This is a genomic window from Psychrobacter pacificensis, assembly GCF_900101915.1.
In the GTDB taxonomy this organism is placed as follows: Bacteria; Pseudomonadota; Gammaproteobacteria; order Pseudomonadales; family Moraxellaceae; genus Psychrobacter; species Psychrobacter pacificensis.
On sequence record NZ_FNAL01000003.1, the window covers coordinates 192,061 to 203,559 of the forward strand.

The 11,499-nt window shown below is 43.8% G+C and carries 11 protein-coding genes; 4 read left to right on the plus strand and 7 right to left on the minus strand.

Translation table 11 applies throughout. The features are described from left to right. Window positions 1-104: 104 nt before the first annotated feature. Entirely contained in the window at window positions 105-587 is a 483-nt protein-coding gene (dps, locus tag BLR43_RS03335) for a DNA starvation/stationary phase protection protein Dps (RefSeq protein WP_093068787.1), read from the minus strand. Between the two features lie 455 nt (window positions 588-1,042). Between dps and uvrB the strand changes: the two genes are divergently transcribed. From uvrB to BLR43_RS03345, 3 genes are all read left to right on the plus strand, one after another. Continuing rightward, on the plus strand, window positions 1,043-3,154 hold the full coding sequence (gene uvrB, locus BLR43_RS03340; protein ID WP_093068790.1) for an excinuclease ABC subunit UvrB: 2,112 nt from the start codon (window positions 1,043-1,045) through the stop codon (window positions 3,152-3,154). Window positions 3,155-3,334: 180 nt separating this feature from the next. Beyond that, the gene (locus BLR43_RS13465; protein ID WP_143007408.1) at window positions 3,335-3,607 is read left to right on the plus strand and encodes a hypothetical protein; all 273 of its coding nucleotides are present in this window, start codon (window positions 3,335-3,337) and stop codon (window positions 3,605-3,607) included. A gap of 222 nt (window positions 3,608-3,829) precedes the next feature. Next, window positions 3,830-4,207, plus strand: a complete 378-nt coding sequence (locus BLR43_RS03345; protein WP_071001936.1) for a hypothetical protein — start codon at window positions 3,830-3,832, stop codon at window positions 4,205-4,207. 122 nt (window positions 4,208-4,329) lie between these two features. On the opposite strand, the gene BLR43_RS03350 is transcribed toward BLR43_RS03345, so the two are convergent. Together BLR43_RS03350 and BLR43_RS03355 are read right to left on the minus strand one after the other, a co-directional pair. After that, window positions 4,330-4,719, minus strand: a complete 390-nt coding sequence (locus BLR43_RS03350) for a hypothetical protein (protein WP_071001935.1) — start codon at window positions 4,717-4,719, stop codon at window positions 4,330-4,332. 173 nt (window positions 4,720-4,892) lie between these two features. Beyond that, window positions 4,893-5,408 (minus strand): hypothetical protein, encoded by a 516-nt coding sequence (locus BLR43_RS03355; protein ID WP_071001934.1) that lies wholly within the window; start codon window positions 5,406-5,408, stop codon window positions 4,893-4,895. Between the two features lie 329 nt (window positions 5,409-5,737). On the opposite strand from BLR43_RS03355, the gene recJ reads away from it, so the two are divergent. Then, on the plus strand, window positions 5,738-7,576 hold the full coding sequence (gene recJ / locus BLR43_RS03360) for a single-stranded-DNA-specific exonuclease RecJ (protein WP_093068793.1): 1,839 nt from the start codon (window positions 5,738-5,740) through the stop codon (window positions 7,574-7,576). A 68-nt stretch (window positions 7,577-7,644) separates the two neighbouring features. Here the strand turns inward: recJ and BLR43_RS03365 are convergent, their stop codons facing one another. The 4 genes from BLR43_RS03365 to queE all read right to left on the minus strand — a co-directional run bounded on the left by BLR43_RS03365 (window position 7,645) and on the right by queE (window position 11,195). Further along, window positions 7,645-8,310, minus strand: a complete 666-nt coding sequence (locus BLR43_RS03365; RefSeq protein WP_075106649.1) for a trimeric intracellular cation channel family protein — start codon at window positions 8,308-8,310, stop codon at window positions 7,645-7,647. Window positions 8,311-8,381: 71 nt separating this feature from the next. Continuing rightward, complete coding sequence (locus BLR43_RS03370; RefSeq protein ID WP_058025112.1) at window positions 8,382-9,017, minus strand: trimeric intracellular cation channel family protein; 636 nt, start codon at window positions 9,015-9,017, stop codon at window positions 8,382-8,384. A gap of 105 nt (window positions 9,018-9,122) precedes the next feature. Then, window positions 9,123-10,223 (minus strand): multidrug resistance efflux transporter family protein, encoded by a 1,101-nt coding sequence (locus BLR43_RS03375; protein WP_093068796.1) that lies wholly within the window; start codon window positions 10,221-10,223, stop codon window positions 9,123-9,125. A gap of 240 nt (window positions 10,224-10,463) precedes the next feature. After that, window positions 10,464-11,195, minus strand: a complete 732-nt coding sequence (gene queE / locus BLR43_RS03380) for a 7-carboxy-7-deazaguanine synthase QueE (protein ID WP_093068799.1) — start codon at window positions 11,193-11,195, stop codon at window positions 10,464-10,466. Window positions 11,196-11,499: the final 304 nt, after the last annotated feature.

Consider the following 11,499-nt stretch of genomic DNA (forward strand, 5'->3'; position numbering starts at 1 on the left):
TTGTGTAAGACACAAAAAAGTGTAAGGCACAAAAAAGCCGTCAATAATGACGGCTTTTTTTATTCGCAATTATGAGTCTAAAATACCCATTAATTCACGGATACTTATTTCTTTGGCGCATTCGCACCGATGAACCAAGCATCTTTATCGATGATGCGACTAGCTTCAGTGAATAGGTCGGCGGTATCTTCATCACCAGCTTCGCCAGCAGTAGCAATGGCTTCTCTTAATGCCTCTGCTACTTTTTTGTAGCGGTTAGTTAGCTCGCGTACGTGTTGATCTACTTCAGTAATATCAGTTGGGTAATCATCTAAGATAGACTCTTTTACCACACGACTTGCCAGACCGTTTGGTTGACCACCCAAAATCACAATACGCTCAGCAATAGTATCTGATACTTCAAGGATACGATCTGATGTTTCGTCTAACAACTGATGCACACCGATGAAACCAGTACCTTGTAGGTTCCAATGACACTGTTTGCCATCTAGGGTTAGATCAATAACGTTTGCCAAGTTAGCATTTAACAAATCAATCATTTGTTTTGCGGTATCGTCTGAAATTCCACTTGCGTAACGTTCTCTCATATTTTACTCCGTTATTTATTTAAAATTATTATATTGAATGAAAATCTCAATGTATTGTTATTAGTGTTTTACTCTTACCTGATGACAATCAATCCAAAATAAATATCAGAAATATCTCTATCTACCGGCTGATAAGTCACCTGCTTGTTAATTCATGATCGATAATAACAGCTTAAATCGATGTTGGAACCCCTCAGTGTTAGGCTTTGTTAGGTGGTCGTGTAACGGGTTTGTTAACCGTGAAAATCTTTGTAAATTTATCAAAGTCTATGTGCGTTTTTTATAACAACGGCAGGTTTATTTATCGATAAATAGTATCTTTACAGACTTATATTTTGTGTAGCGCGATATGGCAATATGTATAAGATAAGACTTGTCATTATCCGTTAAAAAGCCTTTAAAAACCGCTGCTCAGACTCCATATTGTTATAAACTTTAATAAGAAGAAAATTACTATGAGAATGCCTGAACCGCGCTCATCGCGTCAGTTAAACCAATTGGCCGCTCAGCTCCAAGGCGAAGCTGAAATCAGTGGTGTCAATGCGTCTGGGACGAAAATATCCAGCCGTGCCTTTGAGATGGTCACCGATTTTGAGCCAGCAGGCGATCAGCCGCAAGCCATCGAAAAGCTGGTCAAAGGTATTGACTCTGGTATGGATGAACAGCTATTGCTAGGTGTGACGGGCTCTGGTAAAACTTATACCATGGCTAAGGTCATCTCTGAATGTCAGCGCCCAACCATCATCATGGCGCATAATAAGACCCTTGCCGCGCAGCTATATGGCGAGTTTAAGTCGTTTTTCCCGAACAATGCGGTTGAGTATTTTGTCAGTTACTATGACTACTATCAGCCAGAGGCCTATGTCGCTGCTAGCGATACCTTTATCGAAAAGGACAGCGCCATCAATGATCACATTGATCAAATGCGTCTGTCTGCCACTCGTGCACTACTTGAGCGTCGTGATGCGATTATCGTCGCATCGGTATCGTGTATTTATGGCTTGGGTGATCCAGAAAGTTATTTAAAAATGCTATTGCACGTAGTGGTTGGTGATCAGATAGATCGTACCGCAACTATTAAGCGTTTGGTTGAAATGCAATACACCCGTAACGAGTTAGATTTTGGCCGTGGTACTTATCGTTTGCGTGGTGAACTGCTAGATATCTATCCTGCTGAGTCTGAGCAGCTGGCGGTACGTGTGCATTTGTTTGACAATGAAGTGGAGAAAATCACGTGGTTTGATCCGTTAACGGGCAAGACCGTACGTAGTGTGCCGCGTATTACCATTTATCCAAAATCACATTATGTGACGCCGCGCAATAAGTTAGAAGCGGCCAGTGAAACCATACGCGCTGAGCTTGAGTCGCGTTTGGAGTATTTTCGTGAAAACAACAAGCTGATTGAAGCACAGCGTCTCAAAGAGCGTACTCAGTATGATCTTGAGATGATTCAGCAGCTTGGCTACTGTAATGGTATCGAAAACTACTCACAGCATCTCTCTGGTCGTCCATCAGGGGAAGCGCCGCCGACGTTGTTTGATTACATTCCAGAAGATGCTCTGCTGTTCCTCGATGAGTCACACGTGACCGTCTCTCAGATCGGTGCAATGTATAAAGGGGATAGATCACGCAAAGAGAACTTGGTCAACTATGGCTTTCGTCTGCCAAGTGCGATGAACAACCGCCCGATGAAGTTTGAAGAATGGGAGCGCATTAAGCCCAAAACCATTTATGTCAGTGCCACGCCAGCGCTGTATGAGCTTGAACATAGTGAGCAGGTGGTAGAGCAGGTTGTACGTCCAACGGGTCTGATTGATCCTGAGATCGAGATACGTCCGGTCTTGACACAGGTCGATGATGTGCTGTCTGAGATTACCAAACGCCGTGAAAAAGACGAGCGCGTATTGATTACCACCCTGACTAAGCGCATGTCAGAGGACTTGACCAGCTATCTAAAAGAATATGGTATCAAGGTCGCCTATCTGCATTCAGATATCGATACGGTAGAGCGTATGGAGATCATTCATGAGCTACGTACTGGTGAGCATGATGTGTTGGTCGGTATCAACTTGCTGCGCGAAGGTTTGGATATGCCTGAGGTCTCATTGGTGGCGATATTCGACGCAGATAAAGAAGGGTTTTTGCGTTCTGAGCGTTCACTTATTCAGACCATTGGTCGTGCAGCACGTCATTTGAACGGCAAGGCCATTCTCTATGCAGATCGCATTACTCCAAGTATGCAGAAGGCGATAGATGAGACAGAACGTCGCCGCGACAAACAGATTGCTTTTAACCTTGAGCATAATATTACGCCAAAAGGCGCGCGCCGTAGCATCACTGATAAGATTGATACAGGCGAAAGCCTAGATGCCAATGACAATCAGGCCATTCCAGTCAAGAGCAATTTGCCTGATGTCGATATCAATATCTTGCGTAGTCCTGATTTATTGGCCAAAGAAATCAAGCGTCTTGAGAAGCAAATGCAGCAAATGTCGCGTGATTTGAAATTTGAAGAGGCGGCGAAGACCCGTGATAAAGTGCTGGAGCTTAAAGCGCATTTGATCTGATTGTCTGTATTAAATAATATAAAAAATGGGGTGCGCACTGAGCACCTCATTTTTTTGGTCTATTCGATAGGAGGGCGCTGACAAAGATTGAAATAGAACCCAGTGCCACTTACCATATCGGTATCAATCTTATAATTCATACAGCATTCCAAAGCATTGGCTCATGATGGGTTCGGTAGTTTGCCATATGCAGCGGAGTTTTTGGAATCGACACAATTTAGGCGTATTGTTTATGGTGCTTACCAATATCTACCCTCACAAGCCAGCTTTATATTTCATGAGGTAAAGGGGGACGTACAAACCTATGTCAACAGAATGCACGAGCATGGTATTGCGGTTGGTCGCGAGTTTGCGCCCATCACAGGTTTCAATCGTATAACGCTTGGCAGACCTGATGAGATGGCAGTATTCGTTGAGGTGCTCAAATCATTTCGTGAACAAGGTTGGGTTTAATCACTATAAATAGGATAGTGTCTTGATAAGACTTGAGGCAAGCTCTTTATTTTTACCAACATCAAACGCAGTTTTACATATCGCACCTTAAAAAATCGCTCTCTATCTTATAGAATAGCCTCATAAAGCATGATCTACTCAGCATATACATAAAAGCTTTATTACAGCAATAGAAGTAGGCATGCTCTTGTATTTTATAATTATAAAGTTAGGGAAGTACTTATGTTTGATATCAAGTCGTTTTTTAAGCGGGAAGTAGAAAAAAAGCTTATCAACGTGGACGATTATATTTTTATGCCTGAGCGGGTAGAGATGGAGCTTGAAGGTGGTCAATTAAACTGTGTGTTAAATAGTGATGGGCGTGTAGATATTTTTTATAGCAAGGAAGGGGTAACTGAGGTTGGTTCAGCGTCACGCAAGCATCCTTTTACCGCATTTGAAAAAGAGCTGTATCATGGTGTTTATGATGATGTTATTACCGAATTAGTAAAAGAGGTGGATAAAATTATTGATGGCTCCTCTAAGTATTTCCGGCGCAGCCAGACATTGCCTTTTACAGCTGCTCTATCCCAAAACCCAGCTGATTCAAACAAATTTTAGGCAAATGCGATAACGTAAGTAGGTAGTAAGTAGGTAGATAGTATAAAGCGTCAAAAAAAGGGGTGTGCTATTGGTAGCGCACCCCTTTTTTTGTGACGTTTTTTATTTATTAATATTGTGCTCTATTTGACAAAACTGGCATAGCAGCTTTGAAGCGATTTGGCGACAACTCTAGTAACCAGTTGAGCGCGATACTGAGAATCGATAGCGGCATTACCCAATTCAACGATGGTCACTTGCTGCGGGGCTTGCTCACTCACGCAACCACAAACGTTACTTTTAACAGACTCTTGCTGCGCTTCCGTCATGGCGACACTTGCAACACGCCAAGCGGTTTGTTTTTCAATTTGGCTACGGCATTGGTTGTCGATCGCCGCTTTAAAGACATTCATGCCAATCTCATTTGCGGTACCAATTGCTGTGCCTGTGCCGTCATTTGTAGCACCTGTCGTGGTGCAGCCTGCTAGCGCGACAGTAGCCAGCATAACGGTCGATGCCAAAAGTTTTTTCATAAGTGAATCCTTGAAAGTGTTTGATAATCTCTAAAGTGGTATATTATCAGTAAAATATAGTAATGGCATCATTAACCCGTCGCCTGAGACAGTCTACAATGCGCTTACTCACAAAAAAGCCAGCTAAAAAATCTCATAGCTGGCTTTGTAAATATGGCGTTGCCTAATGTTTATTAAACATTTTTACCATGTTCTTTTTGCTGAATGTCTTTGGCAAGCTTATAGCATTCGTTGATATGGTCAGTAGCGATTTTCTTAAAAATTGTATAACCCATGGTCGCAGCAACCAGTTGACCGCCTAATGGGACAAATTTGGTGACTTGTTTGGCTGCGATACGACCACCAAAACCTTGAATGGTTTTCTTAACGATACCACGTGTTGCCATCAATCCTGCAAAATCTACAGTGCGATCTTTGACAGCACTCCAATGCACTTCGCGTGACTGAAGATCGATTGCTGACTGACGGTCTTCAATCAAACCAAAACGTTCGCTGATCTCAGGAATCAATTGCGTCAGCATGCCAGCATCAACCGCCACATCAAAGAACGGTACAGGAACAATGGCAACACCAGCAGATATTCTGGCGCGTTTTTTTACCATGTCGAGGCATTCTTTTTTGACTTTATCAAGATCTAAGCTAGGATCGATCGTATTTGGTAATTTTTCAGCAGCTGGTGTGGTTTTCATAAAGTATCCTTATAAATAGTTAAAATATTGATGATGTAACCGTCAATAATTAGCAAGTCTCTCAGTTGTCTACTATTCTATGAATTTATAGGTGCCATACAATCATTGCTTTGTAGCAAAATGCAGAAAACTACGGTCACTATGCATCCTTTTTGTAAATGAAGAGTCACATGCGATACGTGTTCACTGAATAAATCCTTTTTCCAAATTACCATTTAAGCCAACATCTTTGGTAAATAAATGCAATATTAGCTAGTGTACAGAGACGCTATAAAGAGACGTTATAAATTGTCGTTGTGACCCTGCCTTAAAGGCAGTAAAATACGCTCATGCTAAATTTAACTCCCCGTAATACCAGCACTCGCATTGACGAGTTGCCCGCCGCGTTGCAACCACTTGCCGCCCAATCATTGACGCTTGCTCGCTTATATGCAGGCCGAGGTATCACTGCACCTGATGAGCTGGAGACTGGTTTGTCTGGTCTGTTGCCTGCTGACATGCTGCACGGTATCACTGAAGCCGTGCGTCTATTGGACATCGCTATCGATGACGGTCAGCGTATCCTGATCGTTGGTGACTTTGACTGTGATGGCGCAACCAGTACCGCGCTGATGATGCGCGCACTCACAAAGATGGGGGCAGTCGTCGATTTTTTGGTGCCCGATCGCTTCAAATACGGTTATGGGCTAACGCCAGAGATTGTCGAATTGGGCATCGAAACCTTTCAGCCGGACATGATCGTGACGGTCGATAACGGTATCTCCAGTCATGAAGGTGTGGCGCGTGCCCAAGCGGATGGTATTACGGTAATTATCACCGACCATCATCTCACGACTAAAGAGACACCACCTGCTGAAGCCGTCGTCAATCCCAATCAGCTTGATTGCAATTTCACCAGTAAAGCACTGGTCGGGGTAGGGGTCGCGTTTTATGTGCTCGGACGATTGGCAAAGCTGCGCCGCGACGCTGGCAAGTCTACGGTGCAGGTCAGTCAGTATTTAGATTTGGTAGCGCTTGGTACGATCGCAGATGTCGGCGTACTCGATAAAAACAATCGTATCTTGGTCCATCACGGGCTATCTGCTATTCGTCAAGGTCGCTGTTGTATGGGTATATTGGCGCTACTTGAGCAAGCAGGCCGTGACCCCAAGCAATTACACGCACAGGATTTTGGCTTTGTGTTAGGGCCACGTATCAATGCGGCTGGACGTATGGATAATATGTGTATCGGGATTGAGTGCCTATTGACCGAAGACTGGAGCACCGCCCAGCGTTTGGCGCAAGAGCTTGAGCAACTAAACCGTACACGCCGTCATGTAGAAGGCGAGATGCGTGCGCAGGCAGATAGTATTGTACAGACATTGGCTACTGAAACTGATATTGAGGTCGATGAAAATACAAGCGACAGTGGCGATGACATTACTCAGGAAGTTAATACTCAATTCGCCACTACTCATAAGACAAGCCATACAGACACTCGTAGTATCGTTCTGTATCAGGATGATTGGCATCAAGGGGTGATTGGTATTGTCGCTGGACGTTTAAAAGAAAGTCATTACCTACCTAGCATTGTTTTTGCGCCAGCAGATACGGAGCAGACTGGTGAAGACGATGCGATTAAGGGATCAGCACGGTCAATTGCTGGCGTGCATATTCGTGATGCGATTGAGCAAGTCGCTGAGCGTCAGCCTGATCTCATCAGTCATTTTGGCGGTCACGCGATGGCAGCAGGTCTGACCCTCAAGCGTCGTAATTTTGAGCCATTTGTCGCCGCGTTTAACGAAGTTATGGCACAAATGGATGATGACGTGTTTGCAGAGCAGAAATTCACTGATGGACCTTTGCAAGCGGGAGATTTTAGCTTGTGGTTTGCTGAACATTTAGCAGATGCTAGCATTTGGGGTCATGGATTTGCACCGCCGATATTTGACGGTGTGTTTGAGGTATTGAGTTTTAAGATATTAAAAGACAAGCATCTTAAACTATCGCTGCGTTATCCAGACGTCCAATATCCAATCGAGGCAATCTGTTTTAACTTTGATAATGACGCTTGGGATTATCGTGCCAAAAAAGTGCATTTACTATTTCAGCTAGATATCAATGAATGGAATGGCAAACAAAGCTTACAGCTGATGGTAAAAGACTTGGCTGTGGTAGAGCAAGGTTAAGGCTTAAATGCTATCAGTACAGTCAAGTTTGAGTGTGCTGATACTATTTGCTACTTTTTGACTTAACATCAGTACTTCCACTCAAGAGTGGGGAACTGCCAATCATAACGAATAGCCAGCATACGCAAGGTAAAAATCGTACTCATTGCAGAAACATCAGCAACCCAATCAGCAACGCCTAAGTTCTTTAGAGCAAAGTATAGAATACCCCCAGTTAACGCCGCAGTGATATAAATCTCTTGCTGCAATACCAGTGGAATCTCATTACAAATCATATCGCGAATGATGCCACCAACGATGATGGTGATCACGCCCAATAACAGTGCCACTGGCACATTGGTACCCATACTATCAGCGACTTTGATACCTATAAGCGTAAAGGCGGATAGACCGATGGTATCGGACAGTTTGAGGAACTTATCAACGCGTCTTGAGTTTGGATGAAAAAATATCTGCATCACAAGCGAAGAGAGCGTAATGAGCGTCAGATAGCTCATATCTACCATCCAAAACAGCGGATGACGATCCAAAATCACATCGCGTACGGTGCCGCCACCGATGGCTGTGACGATAGAGACTAGTAGGCAACCAAAGACATCAAAGTTCTTATGCTTGGCCAGTATCGTCCCTGAAACGCTACAGGCGATAATCCCAATCATATCAAAAAAATAGATCAAAGAGCGCGGGTCAAAAGTAGTGATTAGAGCTGTAGGATCCAACGCGATAGCCAACATAAGCCATTCTCACTATTTTTGATGATTGTCAGCTTTTATGTACAAAAAGCATTGCATTTTTGATCAGCTATTTAAGCAACCAAACGGATAGAGGGCAAATGCCAGTCGAATCTGAGCGCCAGCATGCGTACCGCAAAGATGACAAACAACATAATAAACTCATTGATGCCAGCGCTGACACCGACATACTGTAGGCATAAATACGTTACAGATCCTGCGATACTGGCCGTGATATAAATCTCACGCTGCAATACTAATGGTATCTCATTACAGATAATATCACGGAGCATCCCACCAATAATGGCTGTCCAGACGCCCATCATAATAGCAATAAGAGGTGACATGCCTTGGGTCAATGCGACCTTAAAGCCAATCACGCTAAATGCCGCGAGACCAATGGCATCAAAAAGCTTAAGCGCATTGTCGATCTTGTGATATAGATGAAAGAATATTTGTAGAATAAGAGACGTCACGGTAATGACGATCACATAGTTGAGATCCGTCATCCAAAATAGTGGGTGACGATCTAGTGCCATGTCACGTAGCGTACCGCCGCCAATGGCATTGACCATCGAAACCAAGATGCAGCCAGCAATATCGAAGCCTTTGTGCTGAGCGAGCAATGTCCCTGCAATTGCGCAGGCGATGATACCCACCATGTCCAATAAATATAATAGAATATCAGGAAAAATTAAATCATTAACCATACTTATATTGCCAATTCTTGATCATAAAAAATGATGGGTATTCTCGTTTTAAATGGGTGTTTTGTAGATGAGCCAAACAAAATCAGCCCATTGTTAAATTGTCGTCTAGCCATCTTTTGCAAACAGTATCAAGCCGATGATAATCAGTACAATACCGACCAGACCTAAGGCTGAGGGTAGTGGATTTCCCAGCAGGATCATACCACCAATCAAAGCAAAAATGATTTCACTGGCTTGGGTCGAGTCAACGCCCGCAACCTCGCTTGAGGTCACCGCTTGCTCACGCGCATATAAAAACAGACTGGTCGCGGCCACCCCTGATAACAAGGCGACCAGTAGCGTGTTAAACACCTGCGCGCTGCCCGGTAACTCAGGGCGCACCATGATGCCTAAAACGAGCCAAAATGGCAAACTCCCTACGGTCATCAACCACACTTTGTTAAAGGCATTTTGTAACAGATCCGTCTCGATAACAGGAATACGTCTGATCAGGGTTTGCAGTGTGGAGTTGTTCGCAGTATCACGGTCAGCGCTATGCGTATCAGTAGCATCGTGAGCACTGGCCAATAGCGCTGTTTCTGCACGCATCGGCTGAGAATGCGGCTCACTGTCTTGAAGTTTGGCCTTGTGCTGCTTGGCATTGTAAGAGGCCTGCCAAACCAACTGATTGCCAATAGGGTAGCTAAACGCCGCGATCAGTGCTGGCAGCGCGCCATACAGTAGCATTTGCGTCAGTGGTATGGCATTGGCATCACTAGGCGCGTGCAAACCTTCACTGACGTTGACCAGTACCACGCCTACGAAGACAATCAGGGCATAAAAAATGAATTTTTTATCAAAGCGTTGTCCGAATGCCAGTAAGACAAGCAAACTGGTCACGACGGTAAACATAAAGGTCGCCGCCACAACCCAACCACTGGCGTGATCACCTGCATAACAGATGCCAGTATAAAACACGCCGAAGCCAATACTACCAGTAATGCACCAGAAGCCTATATGTTGACGAAAAATCGTCCAAAGCTCTTTGATGCGTCCCATACCGTGTTGAACAGCAATCATTGCCGTCAGTAGTAGTAGCATAAATACGTAGCGCAAGCTCGCTGACCAAAACCAATGCCCACCAGCAGCGCTCATCAGCTCATTTAATACAAAGGTTGAGCTAAAAAACGCACCTGATAGTAACCCTAGTAAGATCAGCCGAATCATGTTTCCTCCTTGAAAGTACGTGCCTGTATATGGATTTGTATTTATATTTATATACCCCACTCTCAACTTATTTTTCTAAGGTATTGGTTTACTTAGTTTTTAAAATTTCAGTTAAAACAATTAGAATTTTAAATTCTATAAAAATCAAAGGCCTACGATAAGTTGAGATTGGCGTATTTATATTTATATTTATTGTTCTAAATGGATGTTCTATCAGTGACTAGCGTATGGTTTGTCTTTTTATTTGCCTTTGGCATCTGCCCAAATAATTTTGTGTAGTTGCAGCTGAAAACGAACGGGCAAGGCATCTGCCAGCATCCATTCAGCAAGCTCTCTTGCCAACACAGGTACCTCAGGGCTGAGCGCTTCATCGACATCATCTGCCACGTTGAACATCGGCGAAAACCAAACGGTACCGACCAATTCATTTAACTTATGCTCGACTAATTTTTCTTTTGCCCAGTCGTAATCTGTGCGATTCATGATGACAAACTTGATTTGGTCGTGCTCGGTAAGATGATCGAGATTTGACCATAAGTTTTTGTCCACTTCGCCTGAGCTTGGTGTTTTGAGATCCATCACTTTGCTGACGGCTGGTGGTACATTTTGTACCGAGAGCGCGCCTGCGGTTTCAAGGGATATTTCATAGCCATCGCTGAGCAGACGTTTCATCAACTCAATCGCATTTGGCTGTGCTAATGGCTCACCACCAGTCAGGCAAATGCGCTTACATGGATAGTTTTTGATCGTGTCTATGATGGTTTCTAATGACTGACGCTCGCCGCCCGTAAAGGCATATTCGGTATCACAGTAGACGCAGCGCAGCGGACAGCCCGTTAGACGTACAAATATCGTCGGCAAGCCAGAAGTCAGCGCCTCACCTTGCAAGGAATAAAAAATCTCAGTCAAACGTAACCCCGCTTCAGGGTCAGTGACGGGGATAGCGGCGGTGCGCAACAGTGATTCACTCATAATATGTCAAATACAGTTGAAGGTTGATAAGGCGATCAAGCGGTTATCAATCGTAATAAAGAAGAAGGCAGGCTGTGGTATTTGTCGTTTTATGTTTGGATAAAACAAAACCAAAAAACGGATTATAACGCAACGCTCTGCATTAGGGTGCAAAAAAGACGCTGAAGTTTTCTTCAGCGTCTTTAGTAACTATGATTTATCGACGTCCGTACCGTTCAGGTACGAGGCTATAAATATTAAAAATACTAGGGTGTGTTGACATATATAGAATAATTGATAATCATAGTGTTATGACTAGATTAAC

Bases quoted from the DNA above. Each gene is read 5' to 3' on its own strand.
- BLR43_RS03365 (WP_075106649.1), bottom strand. From the start codon at position 8,310: ATGTTGGCTATCGCGTTGGATCCTACAGCTCTAATCACTACTTTTGAC.
- dps (WP_093068787.1), bottom strand. From the start codon at position 587: ATGAGAGAACGTTACGCAAGTGGAATTTCAGACGATACCGCAAAACAA.
- BLR43_RS03370 (WP_058025112.1), bottom strand. From the start codon at position 9,017: ATGGTTAATGATTTAATTTTTCCTGATATTCTATTATATTTATTGGAC.
- BLR43_RS03355 (WP_071001934.1), bottom strand. From the start codon at position 5,408: ATGAAAACCACACCAGCTGCTGAAAAATTACCAAATACGATCGATCCT.
- BLR43_RS03345 (WP_071001936.1), top strand. From the start codon at position 3,830: ATGTTTGATATCAAGTCGTTTTTTAAGCGGGAAGTAGAAAAAAAGCTT.
- queE (WP_093068799.1), bottom strand. From the start codon at position 11,195: ATGAGTGAATCACTGTTGCGCACCGCCGCTATCCCCGTCACTGACCCT.
- BLR43_RS03350 (WP_071001935.1), bottom strand. From the start codon at position 4,719: ATGAAAAAACTTTTGGCATCGACCGTTATGCTGGCTACTGTCGCGCTA.
- recJ (WP_093068793.1), top strand. From the start codon at position 5,738: ATGCTAAATTTAACTCCCCGTAATACCAGCACTCGCATTGACGAGTTG.
- BLR43_RS03375 (WP_093068796.1), bottom strand. From the start codon at position 10,223: ATGATTCGGCTGATCTTACTAGGGTTACTATCAGGTGCGTTTTTTAGC.
- uvrB (WP_093068790.1), top strand. From the start codon at position 1,043: ATGAGAATGCCTGAACCGCGCTCATCGCGTCAGTTAAACCAATTGGCC.